This window comes from Marinovum algicola (assembly GCF_900109145.1).
Lineage (GTDB): Bacteria > Pseudomonadota > Alphaproteobacteria > Rhodobacterales > Rhodobacteraceae > Marinovum > Marinovum algicola.
This window is the reverse complement of the sequence record NZ_FNYY01000014.1, coordinates 28,778-43,827: the sequence shown is the minus strand read 5'-3', so window position 1 is coordinate 43,827 and position 15,050 is coordinate 28,778. Positions and strand designations below refer to the sequence as shown.

Sequence of the window (15,050 nt, the reverse complement as noted above, 5' to 3'; positions counted from 1 at the left end):
ATCGGGATGATCAAGCTTCAGCACGTCGAAATGCTGCTCGCCATCGAGCAGGCCGGCAGCATCCGCGCGGCTTCGAAACGCCTGGGCAAGACCCAGCCGGCCGTGACCAAGGCGCTGCGCCAGGCGGAAACCGAACTGGGCGCGGCGATTTTCAAACGCGCGCCCAGCGGCGTCGCCGTGACCGAGGATGGCAAGCAGATTCTGCGCCGCGCCGGCATCATCCAGGCGGAATTGCGCAAGATGCAGGAAGAGGTCGAACAGCGCCGCGGCGACGGCACCGGCCGGTTGAACGTCACGGTGTCACCGCTGGCGGCCAGCCGGATCATCGGCGGCACCATCCGGCGCTTTCGGCGGCGCTTTCCCAAGGTTCGGGTGCAGATCACCGGCGGCCACGAGCCGATGGCCTTCGGCCCGGTCCGGGACGGTCTCGTCGATTTCGTGATCGGCCCCGAACCGCGCGAGGCCGACGCCGCCGGGCTGTCTGTCGCCCATCTGGTGGAAACGCCGATTTCGGTCATCGCCAGCACCGCGTCGCGCTGGGCCGGCGAAACCCGGCTCGAGGCGATCGCCGCCGCCGACTGGCTGATGATCGGCACCTACAAGCGCCTGCCCTACCTGCAACGGCATTTCATCAGCCGCGGCCTGCCGCCGCCCGATCCGATGGTGACCTCGGATTCGATCACCAGCATTCTGGCGATGGTCGAGGATGGCGATTTTCTCTGCACCTTTCCCGGCCTGCTGATCGACCGGGTGTGCGCCAAATGGCGGATTTGCGCGCTCGATCTGGACGAGTCGCTGCAAGCCTCGCGCATCGCCCTGGTCACCGCCTCTGAACGGCCGCCAACCCCGGCGATGCAATATTTCGCGGATTGCGTGCTTCAGGTGGCCCGGAACGAGATCGGCCCCCCTATTCCCTGAAGGTATACCCATCAACTTTCGGAGCCTCCCGCCACCGCCTGCAAGCCCGTAGACTCCCGCAACCAGAAGAGCGCCGAATTGCGCGTCGTCAGGGTTGGGAGGCCAGGATGAATATCCTTTTCGTCATGTATGATCAATTGCGCTTCGATTACCTGAGTTGCGCCGGTCATGCCGCGCTGGAAACGCCGAATTTCGACCGCGTCGCCGCCAGGGGCGTCCGCTTTACCAGGGCCTATGTGCAATCGCCGATCTGTGGCGCCTCGCGGATGAGCTTTTATACCGGGCGCTACGTGTCGTCGCATGGGGCACAGTGGAACGGCTTTCCGCTGCGCGTGGGCGAGGTGACGCTGGGCGATCACCTGCGCGAGGCCGGCATGAACTGCTGGCTGCTGGGCAAGACCCACATGAAGGCCGACGCCAAGGGCATGGCGCGGCTGGGCCTCTCGCCGGACAGCGTGATCGGCGCGCGGCAGGCCGATTGCGGCTTCGACGCCTGGGCGCGTGATGACGGGCTCTGGGGCGCGGGGCCCGACGGTCTCTACGACCAGAAGCGCTCTCCTTACAACGAATACCTGAAATCTAAGGGCTATGACGGCGAGAACCCCTGGGCGGATTATGCCAATGGCGCGGTCGATGCCGGCGAAATCGCCTCGGGCTGGATGTTCCGCAACGCCGACAAGCCGGCCAATATCCGCGAAGAGGACAGCGAAACCCCCTGGCTGACCTCTGAGACGATCCGGTTCATCGAGGCCGCCGAAGGCCCGTGGTGCGCGCATGTTTCCTTCATCAAGCCGCACTGGCCCTATATCGTGCCGGCGCCCTATCACGACATGTACGGCCACAACCAGATTCAGCCCCCCGTGCGTCATCCGCTCGAACTCGATGATCCGCATCCGGTGCTGGGCGCCTATCACGAGGCCCGCGTCGCCCAGGCCTTTCAGCAGACCGAAGTTCGCAACAAGGTCATCCCCGCCTACATGGGGCTGATCAAGCAATGCGACGATCAGTTGGGGCGCCTGCTGGATCATCTCGAGGCGACCGGCCGGATGGAGGACACGATGATCGTGCTGACCTCGGACCATGGCGATTACCTCGGCGATCACTGGCTTGGCGAAAAGGATTTCTTCCACGAAGCCTCGGTCAAGATCCCGCTGATCGTCTACGACCCTCGCGCCAGCGCCGACGCCACCCGCGGCACCACCTGCGATGCGCTGGTCGAGGCCATCGATCTGGCGCCCACCTTCGTCGAGGCCGCCGGCGGACAGGTGGCCGATCATATCCTCGAAGGCCGGTCCCTGATGCCCTGGATCCGCGGCGAGGCTCCCGCCGACTGGCGCGACGTCGTGATCAGCGAATACGATTATTCGGTCACCCCCCGCGCCGATGCCCTGGGGGTGAGCCCGCGCGACGCGCGGATGTGCATGGTGTTCGACGGCCGCTGGAAGCTCATTCACTTCGAGGGCGGCTTCCGTCCGATGCTGTTCGATCTGGAGACCGACCCGGACGAATTCACCGATCTCGGGGCAGAGGCGGACCATGCCGACCAGATCGACCGGCTGTATGCACGCCTCGGGCACTGGGGCCGCCGCATGGCCCAGCGGGTGACGATGTCCGACGACGACATCCGCGCCGCCCGCGGCAGTTCGATGCGCCGCGGCATCCTGCCCTTCCTTGTCGATGGCAGCGAAGTGCCTGCGGAACTCACCGAGAAATATCGCGGACCTGCGCGGCAGGTCCATCTGGACGGCCCTGCGGCCGAGGAGGACTCCCATGACGTCCGAGGTTGAGACATCGCCGCCGCCGCGCGGCGCCCTGTTCGAAAAACACGTCGCAGACGTGATCGCGGCGCTCTTTGTCACGGTGATCGTGCTCTACGCCGCCTCCGGGCCGCTCAACGAATTCATCCGCTGGGTCATCGAGACAACAACCCCGGCCTTCGACGAGATGAGCCGCCGCGACCAGCGGGTCTTCCTGCGCGAACATTGGCTGGGCGCCGCCCATCGCGCCTTCGAACAGGGCTTCCTGCTGCCCACCGGGCTGATCATCGGCCTGCCGATCGTGCTGAGCTTTGCCATCACGCTGCTGACCCTGCACCGCAAGCCCGGGCTGCGGGCGGTCAACTGGGCGCTGACGGCGTTGGCGGTGAGCGCCTTCACCAGCTGGATCGTGGCAATCTTTGCCTCCGACGCCGGCATCTTGCCCACCGCGCGCGGCATCGATTACGTCATGTTCCCGCTGGCCACGGCGATCACGCTCTATCTGACATGGCGCCTGTTCGGCGGCTTCATCGTCGGTTTCTGCCTGTTCTGGGTGGTCTACTTCTTCGTCAAGGGCTGGCTGCCCGACTGGACCGGCATCCTGGCCGGGTCCGAGGCCACATTCAGCCAGAACCTGCGGCAGATGATCCTGCAATTCTGGGCCCAGACCGGCGGCATGTTCGGCCAGCCGATCCAGGTGGTGACCGGCAATGTGCTGATCTTCATCGTCTTCGGCGCGGTGCTGATGGCCAGCGGCGCCGGCGACCTCCTGATGAAGATCGCCAACCGGCTGACCGGCGGGCTGACCGGCGGCGCGGCGCATGCCTCCGTCGCCTCTTCCGCGCTCTTCGGCACGCTGTCGGGCGCGGCGATCTCCAATGTCGTCTCGACCGGGGTGATGACCATTCCGGTGATCCGCAAGGCCGGGTTCAAACCCGCCTTCGCCGGCGCGGTCGAGGCCGCGGCCTCCACCGGCGGCCAGATCATGCCGCCGGTAATGGGCGTCGTCGCCTTCTTCGTGGCGGGCCAGATCGGGCTGGAATACCGCTACATCGTCGTCGCCGCGATCATTCCGGCGATCTTCTACTATCTCGGCACCTTCCTCGCGGTTTATTTCGAGGCCCGCAAACGCGGCGTCGGCGCCCTTCCCGCCTCGGAACGGCCCAAGCTGACCCGCAGCGAATGGGTGCAATGCCTGGTCTTCGTGATCCCGCTCGGCACGCTGAGCTATTTCCTCTTTGCCCAGCCCTCGGTGCCCAAGGCCGGCTTCTACGGGCTGATCGCGGCGCTGGCCTCGGCCAGCCTGCTGTTTCGCGATTTCCGGTCCGGCCGCCGGCTCTGGACCGCCTTTGTCGATGCCGGCCGGATGGCCGCCACCATCGTCATCATCGTCACCGCCATCGGCCTGATCGTCGGCTTGATCCAGACTTCGGGCTTTGCCGGACGGCTGTCGCAGCTTCTGGCCGAGGTGGCCGACGGCCCGCTGCCGCTGGTCCTGCTGGTGGTGGCGCTCGGCGCCATCGTCCTGGGCATGGGCCTGCCGCCGGGGGCGACCTATTTCATCATCGTGATCGCGCTCTCCTCGGGCATCGATACGGTGGGTATCGCGCCGCTGACGCTGCATCTCTTTGTGGTGGTCTTTGCCATGATGTCGACGGTCACGCCCCCGGTCGCCCTCGCCGCCTTTGCCGCCGCCCCGATCGCCGGGGCAGATCCGATCAAGACCGGCTTCGAGGCCGCAAAGATTTCGCTGGCCGGCTTCCTGATCCCCTTTGTCTTCGTCTATCACCCGGCGGTGCTCTACAAGTTGCAGGTGATCTTCGAATGGTTCGGCGAAGACCGGGTGAACTCTCGGGCCATGATCGATATCGCCACCGTGACCTGGTTTGATTTCTTCTGGATCCTTGGCGCCTTCACCCTGGCCATGTGGCTCATCGCCTCGGCGCTGGCCGGCTTTGACCGCAGCCGCCTGTCCGTCGTCGAACGGGCGCTGCGCCTGACGCTGGGTGGCGCGGCCCTGCTGCCGCAACTTGCCATCGCGGCCCCCGCCGCCGGGCTCGGGCTGGCCCTGCTTCTGGCCAGTCCGCGGCTGGCCCGGCGCGCCGGACCGGCGGCCCCCTGACCTTCACACGACGCATTCAACTGGGAGGAACCTGATGCGACACCTGACCCTGGCAGCCCTGACTGCCGCTACCGTCACCGCCGGCAATGCCGGCGCCGAAACCCTCAAGATGGCCACCATCGAACCCAGCCTCGGCCAGGCGATCACCATGGCCACCTTTGCCAACGTGGTGAACAGCAACCAGGACGCGGTGGACATCGAGGTCGCCGGCGGCGGCGCCGCCACCGTGCATCAGCTCGAAACGGCGCGTGGCAACCTTGACATGTTCATGGTCTCGCCGACGATCTACAACTTCTTCTCCAAGGGTGTGGCCATGTACCAGAACGAGGCCGAAGCGCCCGAACTGGCCAGGAATGTCGCCCTGCTGATGTGGTTCCCCTATGGCCAATATCACTATGCCGTGCGCGGCGAGAGCGACATCGAGGTTCTTGACGACATCGAAGGAACCACCGTGTTTCTCGGCCCCGCCGGCGGCGGCGCCTTCAACGCCTCGGCCGGCTGGATCGAAGCCACCACCGGCCTGGTGGTCGGCGAAGATTACGAGGCGATCACCGCCAACTGGGCAACCGGGTTCCAGGCCTTTCAGGACGGCAAGGTCGACATGTACGTCAACGGCTGCATCGACCCCTGCCAACAGTTCATCCAGTTCACCGAAACCGAAACGATCCGCTTTATCGGACCCGAGGATCATTCCGGCGAGGCCGTCGAAAAGTTTCTCGGCACTTTCCGCTACCTCGCCGAAGTGCCCGCCGGTCTGTACGAGAACCAGGTGAACGAGGCCCCTGTCATGTCGAACGACACCGCCGTCGGCATCGGCGTGCGCGCCGATCTGGACGAGGACACCGTCTATCAGGTGACCAAGGCCTTCTGGGACAATCTCGATTCCATCACTTCGGATGCGCCCTGGGCCAAGGCACTGAATCTCGAATTCGCGGTGCAGTCCCTGGCCGGAATGCCCCTGCATCCCGGTGCCGCGCGCTATTACCGCGAGATCGGCGCCCTGAACTGAGGCCATCCCCGGGGCGCGGCACCCGCGCGCCCCGGGACCATTTGACAGGAACCCCTCCATGTTCATCCGCCGCACGACATACCGACTGAAACCCGACATCGATCAGCCCGGTTTCGAACGCGACATGCGCGCCAATATCCGCCCGGAGGCGTTCGAGGGCTTTGTCAGCGCCGCCCATGTCCCCAACGACGACGGCAGCTGGACCGTGGTCGCGCTTTGGGAAACCAAGGTCGAGGCGATGGCCGCCCTGCCCCGCATCCGCGCCGAATGGGACAAGGTTCAGCACCAGCTGACCGCGCCCCCCATCGTCGAAACGGCAGGCGTCGGGGTCTGGGAACCCGGCTGAGGCTAGTCGGCCCCCTGCCCCGCAGGCCGAACGGGCGTGCCTGTGGCGGTTCGATATGCCCATTCAGGAAATACCCTAAACATTTTCAATAACTTAATCTGTCTTTTGGCCGATCACACAAGCGCCGGCCGAGGGTAACGTTTCGGCTTGCACCGGACGGATATTTTTGCACCGGCTCAGCCGACGGCGGCGCTTTTACGGATACCTTGACCCAGTAACCGCCGCCATGTGCACCGGCCCGCTATGTCCGGTAATGACAGACCTCCCGGCGCCCCTTTTGCAGCATCCGGAACCGGGCCCGCCGCCTCCGGTGTAAAAAAGGCGCCCTGCCCCAAGGACAAGACGCCGCCAGAACCTTACCCGCGGATAAGATTGCCGGTGTTTATTCCAGCCCGTCGATCAGCGCGGTGATCGCCTGTTCCAGCCGCTTGCGTTCGATCGACGAGAAGTCGCGATCGACCTTGATCTCCAGCCGGCCCTGCGCCGCGGTGCATTTCACCTGACCGGCGTTCGACCGGATGTGAAACGTCGTCTTGGTCCGCGAGGCGCGGCCCTTCCTTTCCGCCGGCTCCCGGGCCGGCGGCGCCGGATGACCGATGCCCACCAGCTCGCGCAGCACGGCGATCTCTTCGTCGGGATCGCGCCCGGCCATCGGCTTCAGCGTCTCTGCGATCCGCCGCGCCAGATCGGGCGAGGTTTTCAGCGCCCGCCCCAGCTCGATGCCAAGCGCGCGGGGGATCTCGGTCGGATAGAACAGCACCTCGCCCAAATGCTCGAGCATCACCGCGAACAGCCGGATGTAGCTGCGCTTGGAATAAGGCGCCGACTGAAACAGCTCGGCCACCGCATCATGCGCCGTGCTCACCGAGGTCGAGGGATCCTCGGCATAGACCTGTGCCGCCCGCGCCATCTCGGCAAAGGAGAGGTCCTTGCGGATCACGTTCTCATCCACCATCCGCCGATAGAGCCCGGCAACATCCGGCGCGCCGGGCATGATCAGCGCCGGGATCTCGGCCCAGTCCTCCGCCTCGGTCTCCTGGTACAATACCCGGTAGGCGCCAAGACGGCGGTAGCCCTGCACCAGCTCGTAACCGCCGCCGTCCGGGCGCGGCAGCACGCGGATCGGGTTCGACAGCCCGGTGTCGCGGATCGAGGTCACCAGCTCGCCAAGCTCGACGTCCTCGCCCGGCATCCGGTCGCGCACCAGCATGGCGCAATGCACCTGATCGAGCGGCAGCCTCTGCACCACATGGCCGGCCTCGCGCAGCGCCACGAACTCATGCGCCAGCGCGTCGTTCTCTTCGCGGATCTGTTCGGCGGCGGTCTTGCGCGCCTGCAAGGCCTCGGCGTTCTCGGCAATCGCGCTGGCCATCGGCCCGCGCCGCGCGCTGTTGCCGGACGGCGCCGGCGGCGCCACCGCCTCTTCGGGAATGTCGATCTGGAACATGCGGCGTTTGCGGGTCATGCCTCATCTCCTTCCAGCACCTTATCCGCGGGTAAGCCCGGCGCATCGAGGCTTTGCCAATGCGGCAACATCACCTCGCGAAACTCGCCATAAGCCCGGTCGAAACTGGCCCGCGCCCGGCGCCAGGTCTCCCGCGTCATGTCGCGGTAATCCATCTCGTAGATCGAACTCAGGAAGCGGCCCGATTGCTCGACCGCGCGGGTCATCTCGACCGGGTGCTGCGCCAGCCGGTCGCCAAAGACCTTGCCGAAGGCCTCGAACATGGCGCGGTGCAGATCGTTGCCGGGCTCGTACCGGGTGAGCAGGAAGCGCACGTCGTGAAACGCCTTGGGCAGGGTGACCTTATCCGCGGATAAGGTGCCTTCGAAGCCGTAAGCCAGATCCTCGAGCGCCTCGGAAAGCTGGCCGATGAAACTGGTGGTGCTGTCATATTCCCAATAGCCGGGGCCGGAGGGGATATAGAGCATGTCGGCGGCGAACACCGCATTCATCGACTGGTAACCGATCGCCGGCGGGCAATCGAAGAAGATCAGATCCCACTGGTCATCCGGCAGCTGATCGAGAAACCGCGAGACGGCGGCAAAGAACGACCATTCGGGATTGAGATGCCGGTATTGCGCCGAGGCGAATTCGACAAAGGCGGCATTGGCGCAGGACGGGATCAGATCGATCGTCGGCCAGTTGGTGCGCTGGATGAAATCGGGCACCCGCAGGTCGTGCAGCCCAAGATCGGTGATCGCCGCGGGAATGGTCCGCCGGGGCAGGGCGGTGCCCGAGGCGGCGCCCCGGGGGGCGTTGTTCTGGGCCTCGGTCTCGCGGATCAGGTCGCGCGCCATGATGCCCCAGACGGTGTGTTCCTCGGATACGTCGGTCAGCCCCATGGAATGCGACAGCGTGGCCTGCGGGTCGAAATCGACGCAGAGCACGCGGTAGCCATCCAGAGCCGCGGCATGGGCGAAATGCAGCGCCACGGTGGATTTGCCGGCGCCGCCCTTGAAGTTGGCGATGGCGGTGCGGAAGGCGCGGCCCTTGGGGCGCGGCGGCAGCAGCGACTTGCCGCGCGGCTTGATCCGGCGGCGCAGGGTGTTGACCTCATCGAGCGTGAACCAGCGCTGCCGGCCCTCGGGTTCGACCATGCCGGCGGGCAGTGTCGGATCCGCCGCCATCTTGCCCCGAAAGGTCGACTGGTTGAGGCCGAGGATCAGCTCGGCCACCTCCCAGGAGGAAAACCGGCGCAGGGTCTTTTCGTTTTCCGGTGAGAAGGTCTGTTGCCGGATCCAGCCCTGCATCTTGAGCGACTTGGTCTGGAGTTCGCGGAGCTCTGCATGTGTCAGCATCTTTGCCTCGGACGTTAATTTCTGCTCAATGCCGATTTACGCTTAATTTGCCATTTCTGTCGAGATGGTTATTTTGCCGATATAGAGAGTGTCGCCTTTCGGCAAAGCCCAGTCAGGCAGGGCGCGGACAGCGGGCCCCCGATTCGCAAGACCCGGGCCCAGGACTGCCACCGACCGGAGCATTTGGGGGGACGTCCCACAGGCGCCCGCCACATCTTGAGGGGACATCCAGAGGATTTAGGGGGACATTCTAAACGTCCCCCATTACCAATATCATACCCATTTTCTTTCTCTCTGGTTTTTCAGTTTTGCCGAAACCCACTCGAATCCTTGACAAAGGCGGCCATTCCAACGCTAATCACTGCAAGATCGGGAAAAGCGTTTTAAACACCTCGGCACAGATCGGGGAGGCGCCGACCGGCGAGGCAGTCACCGCGCCTCTGGCGCTGACGAGGGAAGACCATGCAGAACGGGCGCAGTGGCCTGTTGGACGGGGCACGGAACATCACCGGCCCGGGATCGGCGGCACTCAAATACGACATTCTGACCGCGTTGCTGGTGACGGCGACGCAGGGCGAGGCCACCGAGGCACGGCTGGCGCTGCGACTCTCCTTGCTGATCACCGCCCGGTTCAACTGGCGCAGCGGCACTTTCTCTGTTGGTCGCCGCGAGATGGCGCGGATGTGGGGGGTGACCGAACGCACCGCGAAACGCGAGATCGCCGAGATGCGGGCGCGTGGCTGGATCGCGGTGCATGTGCCGGCGGCGCGCGGCCGGGTGGCGCAATACCGGATCGAGTTGCCGCGCGTGCTGGCAATCACCATGCCGCATTGGCAGGCTGTCGGCCCGGATTTCGCCGCCCGAATGGTGGCCGCACCGGACCCCGCGCCGGAGGCCAGCAACGTGGTGCCGCTGCGCCGCGAAGCGGCGTTGCCGGAAGAGGATGGCAGCGGCTGGGCGCGGGCGGCGACGCAGCTTCAGGCGCAGGACCCGGCGGTCTGGGGGGCCTGGTTCGCGCCGCTGGTGCCGGTCGGGGTCGAGAGCGGCATCCTGACCCTGCTGGCGCCGTCGCGGTTCCTGGCGGAATATGTGACCACGCATTACCACAGCCGGCTTTTGGCGGCGGTGAGCGGGCAGGGGGTGCGCGAGGTGCGGGTGACCTGCGAATGACGGGCCGAGGGCCTGTCAGCCGGTGGGGCCGTCGGCGACCATCGCGGGCAGCGCGGCGGCGAGGCCAGAGAAGCCGGAAGGCCGCCAGCCGAGGGCATGCAGCCGGTCGCAGCGCATCACGCTGACCACGGCATCTGACGGGGCAGGCGGCTTGTGGCGGGTGCCGGTGAGCCTGGCGACGCGGGTCAGGAGATCGTGGCGGTCGAGCAGGATGTCAGAGGCATTGAACGGCCCGGTGGCGTCGCTGGCAAGCAACAGGCGGAGGGCGCGGGCGAGATCGGCGCCATGAAGCTCGGTACTGCGGCGGGGGGCGATCTCTTGGCCGGCGTGGAACTCGGCGAAGAGCTGTTGCCACTTGTGCGCGGGGCCCGGGCCATAGACGCCGGTGGCGCGCAGCACGGCGGGGCGAAAGCTCTCGGAGGCCATGTCGGCCAGCGCCTGTTCGGCCTGCCATTTGACCTGGCCATAAAGCGTGTCGGGGCGCGGCGGAAGGGCTTCGTTCAGCTCGGTGCCGGGGGGATGGCCGCCATAGACGGCGCGGCTGCTGACAAAGATCACCCGGCGCACCGCGGCCTTTCGCGCGGCTTCGAAGAGCGCGCGGGAGCCGTCGAGATTGGCGCGGACGAACCCCTCGGGGTCGTCGCCTTCGCCGCCCCGATAGCGGCCGGGGACATGGGCAAAGGCGCAATGGACGAGGGCGTCGCAGCCGGCGAGATCGGGGCGGGCACCCAGGTGATAGCCGGGCCGGGAGAGCGGCAGCAGGCAATCGCCGGCCGAGGTGATCTCGCTGGCGATGAAGCGACCGACAAGGCCGGTGGCGCCGGTCAGGGCGATTTTCATGTCGGGGCGGGCAGGCCGGCCAGATCCGGCACCGGCCCGTCGCCGGCATAGGCCCGCCAGAGATCGATCAGCGGGTGCAGGCGGGGTGCCTTGGCGTGGTCTTGCCAGGGCTTTTCGTATTGGTAGTGCAGCACGTGGATGTGGTCCCAGCTCCAGAGCTCGGGCAGGTTGAACCAGACGTATTGCAGCATGTTCATGGTGATCGGCAGCCCGTGCCATCCGGGGAAGAAGTCTTGCAGGAAGGTCTGGTCGGTGCGGCGCCAGAAGGCCCCGGGCGTGTCGAGCCGGGCCAGCATCGCCTCGAAGGTGGCGGGATCGGGCCGGGCGGTGAAGACGCCGGAATTCAGCCGATGAAAATCGGCGAGGCCTTCGTAGACATTCGGGGCGGCGCAGAACTCGGGGTAGCGGAACAGCCGGTCGATGTTGCGCAGGACCAGCGTGTCGGCATCGAGAAACACCACCCGGTCATAAGGCAATTGCCAGAGCCGCAGCTTGGCGAAATTGTCGAGCGGGGTGTGAAAGGCCGGTTTCTCGCCCTTGGTGAACGGCGCGGCGCCGTGCAGCGCGCGGCGTCCGTGGCGCTGGTTGAAGGCCTCCGAGGTGGGCAGGAGCGCGACTTTGCAGAGCTTGGCGCCCTGCGCCTCGAGCGGGGCCAGCGCCTCGGCCGGGACGCCGCCGGTGTGCATCACCACGCGGTCGGCGGTGGTGCCGGTCAGCGCCAGCGAGCGCAGGAGCGCGCGCGCGCCGCGGGCAAAATCGGCGTTGGTGACCAGGGTCACATAGGCGCGGACGGTCATGACACGGATTTGAGGCGTTTGTGTTCCGGGTCGGTCTCGACCCGGCTGCCGATGTCGCGGGTCCAGGCGCTGATTGCGGGGATGCGGCTGCGGTCGATGCGATGGGCGTATTTCTGCGCCACCTCGACCACCTCGGCCAGAAGCCCTTCGGCCAGGGTCGTGGGCTTTAGCCCCAAGGCGAGGAATTGCTCGTTTTTCACCAAAAGGTCGTTTTCCGCCGCTTCCTTGCGCGGGTTGGGCAGATAGGCGACCTCGGCGCCGGTCTGGCGCGCCACCAGCTCGGCCAGGTCGCGCACCCGGTGGGTTTCGGTCATCTGGTTGAAGATCTTGACCCGTTGGCCGGCCTGCGGCGCATCCGACAGCGCCAGCGCGACGCAGCGCACGCTGTCTTGCAGGTGGATGAAGGCGCGGGTCTGGCCGCCGGTGCCATGCACGGTCAGCGGATAGCCGATGGCGGCCTGGATGAGAAAGCGGTTCAGCACCGTGCCGTAATCGCCATCGTAGTCGAAGCGGTTGATCAGTTGTTCATGGCGGCGGGTCTGCTCGGTATGGGTGCCCCAGACGATGCCCTGGTGCAGATCGGTGATCCTGAGGCCGTCGTTCTGGGCATAGAACTGAAACAGGATCTGATCGAGCGATTTGGTCATGTGATAGACCGAACCGGGGCGGGTGGGGTACAGGATCTCCTGCCCCTTCTTGCCCGTAGGCGTGTCGATATCGACGTCGAGATAGCCCTCGGGGATCGGTGCGCCGACCGAGGAATAGCCATAGACCCCCATGGTGCCGAGATGCACCAGATGCGCGTCGATGCCGGTTTCCACCAGCGCGGTCAGCAGGTTGTGGGTGGCATTGACGTTGTTGTTGACGGTGTAGACCTTGTGGCGGTCGGATTTCATCGAATAGGGCGCGGCGCGCTGTTCGGCGAAATGCACGATCGCCTCGGGGCGGTGTTCGGCCAGCCATTGCCGCAGCCGGTCATAGTCGCGGGCCAGGTCGAGCAGGTGAAACTGCAAGCTGCGGCCGGTTTCCTGCTTCCAGATCCGGCAGCGTTCCTGGATGCTGTCCATCGGGGTCAGCGATTGCACGCCCAGCTCGGTATCGATCCAGCGGCGCGAGAGGTTGTCGATGATATGGACCTCGTGTCCGGCGTCGGACAGGTGAAGCGCGGTCGGCCAGCCGCAGAAACCATCGCCGCCAAGAACTGCGATTTTCATCGGATCTCTCCTTTGCTGCCGGGCGCGGCGCGGCGCCCGCCCGGCTTCTGCGCCAAGGAGATAGGGCGCGGCCGGGGCAAAGTCATTTGAAGGTTTTATGTCGCGGCCCGGCCTGCGGCGGGCCGCCGTGCCCCGGGCGGGGCGCCGGCAAATTCCTGCCGGCCGGGGGCGTATGCCCCGGGCGGTTGACCCCGGTCCCGCGGCGGCGCATGTGGGGCGAAACCGACACAGATTTCCGAGGTATCCCATGGCCAGAGCCATCCACAGCATGATCCGCGTCCGCGACGAGGCGCAATCGGTCGCCTTCTATCGCACGGCCTTTGGCCTCGAGGTGGCGGACCGGCTGGATTTCGACAGTTTCACGCTAATCTATCTGTCGAACGCCGAAAGCGGCTTCGAGCTTGAGCTGACGGTGAACAAGGACCGCGACACGCCGTATGACCTGGGCGACGGCTATGGCCATTTCGCGGTTTCGGTCGAGGATCTGGCGGCCGAACACGCGCGGTTCGAGCGCGCGGGGCTGAAGCCGCGCAAGCTGGTGGAGTTCGCGCCGGGCGGCACGCTGGTGGCGCGGTTCTTCTTTGTCACCGATCCCGACGGTTACGAGATCGAGGTGCTGGAGCGCAGCGGCCGGTTTGGCTGAGGCTCGGGCGCGCGCAGACCGGGGCAGGGCCTGCGCGCGCCCGCCGGTCTAGATATGCAGGGCGCGGCCGAGGCCCTTGAGCGCGGTTTCCTGAACCGTCTCGGAGAGCGTCGGATGGGCATGGATCGTCTCGGCGATATCGGTCAGCGTGGCGCCCATCTCGATGGCCAGGGCGAATTCGCCGGCCAGTTCCGAAACCCCCGCGCCCACCGCCTGAATGCCCAGGACCAGACCGGTATCGGCGGCGTGGAGAATGCGCACGAACCCGTCACTGCGTTCGACCGTCAGGGACCGGCCATTGGCGGCGAAGGGGAAAACCGCCGTCTGGACATCAGCGGCCGCGTCGCCCGGAAGCTGGCCGACGGTGACGATTTCGGGATCGGTGAAACAGACCGCCGGAATGGCGTGCTTGTCCCAGAGCGCGGGCTGGCCGGCCAGATGCTCGGCCACGATCACGCCCTGGGCCATGGCGCGATGGGCCAGCATCGGATCGCCGGTCACGTCACCGATGGCATAGACGCCACGCATCGAGGTGGCGCATCGGTCATCAATCGCCAGGAATTCGCCGTTCATTGTCAGACCGAGATCTTGCAGCCCGAAGCCGCGGGTCACCGGCGCGCGGCCGACGGTGACTAGCACCTTGTCGGCCGCGATTTCCTGCCGGCCCTCGGCGCTCTCGACCGTCAGGGCGCGGCCCTCGTCGGTCAGGCCGCTGGCCCGGGCCGAAAGGTGCAGGGTGATCCCGAGTGCGGCGAGCCGCGCCATCACCGGCTTGGTCAGCTCGGCGTCATATTGCGGCAGGATGCGGTCGGCGGCCTCGACCACCGTGACCTCGGCGCCGAGCTTGGCCAGGGCGGTGCCGATTTCCAGCCCGATATAGCCACCGCCGACCACGGTCAGCCGCTTCGGCAGCTCTTGCAGATCCAGCGCCTCGGTCGAGGAGATCACCGGCCCGCCGAAGGGCAGGGCGGGCAGTTCCAAGGGTTTCGAGCCGGTGGCGATCACCATATGTTCGCAGCTGATGCGCCGGGGCCCGTCCCGGGTGGCGACCTCGACGGTCTTGCCGTCGAGGATGCGGGCAGTGCCCGAGACAACCCTGGTGCCGGATTTCTTCAGCAGGCTCGAGACGCCGCCGGTCAGCCGTTTGACGATGCCATCCTTCCAGGCAAGGGTTCTGGCGAGGTCGATCCGGGGCGCGGTGGTGGAAATGCCCAGCTCGTTGTCGCCGGCGAACTGGCTGACCTTGGCAAATTCATCCGCCGCGTGGATCAGCGCCTTGGAGGGGATGCAGCCGACGTTGAGGCAGGTGCCGCCGGGGCGGTCGCCTTCGACGACGATGGTATCGAGGCCCAGTTGACCGGCGCGGATGCCGCAGACATATCCGCCGGGGCCGGCGCCGATGATCAGGAGGGTGCAGCTTTCGGTTTTCATC

13 protein-coding genes are annotated in these 15,050 nt (G+C 66.2%); 7 read left to right on the top strand and 6 right to left on the bottom strand.

The features are described from left to right. The first annotated feature begins 6 nt into the window (after positions 1-6). From BMW90_RS17405 to BMW90_RS17385, 5 genes are all read left to right on the top strand, one after another. Complete coding sequence (locus tag BMW90_RS17405) at positions 7-918, top strand: LysR family transcriptional regulator (protein WP_074837674.1); 912 nt, start codon at positions 7-9, stop codon at positions 916-918. 107 nt (positions 919-1,025) lie between these two features. Then, entirely contained in the window at positions 1,026-2,705 is a 1,680-nt protein-coding gene (locus BMW90_RS17400) for a sulfatase-like hydrolase/transferase (protein WP_074837673.1), read from the top strand. Further along, on the top strand, positions 2,689-4,797 hold the full coding sequence (locus BMW90_RS17395) for a TRAP transporter permease (protein WP_074837672.1): 2,109 nt from the start codon (positions 2,689-2,691) through the stop codon (positions 4,795-4,797). Before BMW90_RS17400 ends, BMW90_RS17395 begins: the two co-directional genes overlap by 17 nt. 34 nt (positions 4,798-4,831) lie before the next feature. Then, positions 4,832-5,806 carry a TAXI family TRAP transporter solute-binding subunit gene (locus tag BMW90_RS17390; protein WP_048535152.1) on the top strand — a complete coding sequence of 325 codons (975 nt, stop codon included), beginning with the start codon at positions 4,832-4,834 and terminating at the stop codon, positions 5,804-5,806. Between the two features lie 58 nt (positions 5,807-5,864). Next, on the top strand, positions 5,865-6,152 hold the full coding sequence (locus BMW90_RS17385) for a hypothetical protein (RefSeq protein ID WP_074837671.1): 288 nt from the start codon (positions 5,865-5,867) through the stop codon (positions 6,150-6,152). A 382-nt stretch (positions 6,153-6,534) separates the two neighbouring features. Here BMW90_RS17385 and BMW90_RS17380 read toward each other — a convergent pair whose 3' ends face one another. Beyond that, positions 6,535-7,617: a ParB/RepB/Spo0J family partition protein gene (locus BMW90_RS17380; protein WP_074837670.1), complete on the bottom strand. Its 1,083-nt coding sequence runs from the start codon at positions 7,615-7,617 to the stop codon at positions 6,535-6,537. Further along, on the bottom strand, positions 7,614-8,954 hold the full coding sequence (locus BMW90_RS17375; RefSeq protein ID WP_074837669.1) for an AAA family ATPase: 1,341 nt from the start codon (positions 8,952-8,954) through the stop codon (positions 7,614-7,616). Before BMW90_RS17375 ends, BMW90_RS17380 begins: the two co-directional genes overlap by 4 nt. Positions 8,955-9,416: 462 nt before the next feature. Between BMW90_RS17375 and BMW90_RS17370 the strand changes: the two genes are divergently transcribed. Then, complete coding sequence (locus tag BMW90_RS17370) at positions 9,417-10,124, top strand: DnaA N-terminal domain-containing protein (RefSeq protein ID WP_074837668.1); 708 nt, start codon at positions 9,417-9,419, stop codon at positions 10,122-10,124. Between the two features lie 15 nt (positions 10,125-10,139). Here BMW90_RS17370 and BMW90_RS17365 read toward each other — a convergent pair whose 3' ends face one another. Genes BMW90_RS17365 through BMW90_RS17355 form a run of 3 tightly spaced genes read right to left on the bottom strand, consistent with a single transcriptional unit; the run spans position 10,140 to position 12,975 of the window. Continuing rightward, positions 10,140-10,964, bottom strand: a complete 825-nt coding sequence (locus BMW90_RS17365; RefSeq protein ID WP_074837667.1) for an NAD-dependent epimerase/dehydratase family protein — start codon at positions 10,962-10,964, stop codon at positions 10,140-10,142. After that, positions 10,961-11,761 (bottom strand): glycosyltransferase, encoded by an 801-nt coding sequence (locus BMW90_RS17360; protein ID WP_074837666.1) that lies wholly within the window; start codon positions 11,759-11,761, stop codon positions 10,961-10,963. Before BMW90_RS17360 ends, BMW90_RS17365 begins: the two co-directional genes overlap by 4 nt. Then, a complete protein-coding gene (locus BMW90_RS17355; RefSeq protein WP_074837665.1) occupies positions 11,758-12,975 on the bottom strand; it encodes an NAD-dependent epimerase/dehydratase family protein in 1,218 nt (405 codons plus the stop codon). The genes BMW90_RS17360 and BMW90_RS17355 overlap by 4 nt, the downstream gene beginning before the upstream one ends. Before the next feature lie 247 nt (positions 12,976-13,222). Here BMW90_RS17355 and BMW90_RS17350 point away from each other — a divergent pair, with 247 nt between their 5' ends. Then, complete coding sequence (locus BMW90_RS17350) at positions 13,223-13,618, top strand: VOC family protein (RefSeq protein ID WP_074837664.1); 396 nt, start codon at positions 13,223-13,225, stop codon at positions 13,616-13,618. A gap of 48 nt (positions 13,619-13,666) precedes the next feature. Here BMW90_RS17350 and lpdA read toward each other — a convergent pair whose 3' ends face one another. Then, positions 13,667-15,049 (bottom strand): dihydrolipoyl dehydrogenase, encoded by a 1,383-nt coding sequence (gene lpdA / locus BMW90_RS17345; protein WP_074837663.1) that lies wholly within the window; start codon positions 15,047-15,049, stop codon positions 13,667-13,669. Position 15,050 lies beyond the last annotated feature (1 nt).

What these genes read in the sequence shown, in the direction of transcription:
- BMW90_RS17370 (WP_074837668.1), top strand. Translation starts at nt 9,417, where the DNA reads ATGCAGAACGGGCGCAGTGGCCTGTTGGACGGGGCACGGAACATCACC.
- BMW90_RS17355 (WP_074837665.1), bottom strand. Translation starts at nt 12,975, where the DNA reads ATGAAAATCGCAGTTCTTGGCGGCGATGGTTTCTGCGGCTGGCCGACC.
- lpdA (WP_074837663.1), bottom strand. Translation starts at nt 15,049, where the DNA reads ATGAAAACCGAAAGCTGCACCCTCCTGATCATCGGCGCCGGCCCCGGC.
- BMW90_RS17375 (WP_074837669.1), bottom strand. Translation starts at nt 8,954, where the DNA reads ATGCTGACACATGCAGAGCTCCGCGAACTCCAGACCAAGTCGCTCAAG.
- BMW90_RS17365 (WP_074837667.1), bottom strand. Translation starts at nt 10,964, where the DNA reads ATGAAAATCGCCCTGACCGGCGCCACCGGCCTTGTCGGTCGCTTCATC.
- BMW90_RS17360 (WP_074837666.1), bottom strand. Translation starts at nt 11,761, where the DNA reads ATGACCGTCCGCGCCTATGTGACCCTGGTCACCAACGCCGATTTTGCC.
- BMW90_RS17385 (WP_074837671.1), top strand. Translation starts at nt 5,865, where the DNA reads ATGTTCATCCGCCGCACGACATACCGACTGAAACCCGACATCGATCAG.
- BMW90_RS17350 (WP_074837664.1), top strand. Translation starts at nt 13,223, where the DNA reads ATGGCCAGAGCCATCCACAGCATGATCCGCGTCCGCGACGAGGCGCAA.
- BMW90_RS17380 (WP_074837670.1), bottom strand. Translation starts at nt 7,617, where the DNA reads ATGACCCGCAAACGCCGCATGTTCCAGATCGACATTCCCGAAGAGGCG.
- BMW90_RS17395 (WP_074837672.1), top strand. Translation starts at nt 2,689, where the DNA reads ATGACGTCCGAGGTTGAGACATCGCCGCCGCCGCGCGGCGCCCTGTTC.
- BMW90_RS17390 (WP_048535152.1), top strand. Translation starts at nt 4,832, where the DNA reads ATGCGACACCTGACCCTGGCAGCCCTGACTGCCGCTACCGTCACCGCC.
- BMW90_RS17405 (WP_074837674.1), top strand. Translation starts at nt 7, where the DNA reads ATGATCAAGCTTCAGCACGTCGAAATGCTGCTCGCCATCGAGCAGGCC.
- BMW90_RS17400 (WP_074837673.1), top strand. Translation starts at nt 1,026, where the DNA reads ATGAATATCCTTTTCGTCATGTATGATCAATTGCGCTTCGATTACCTG.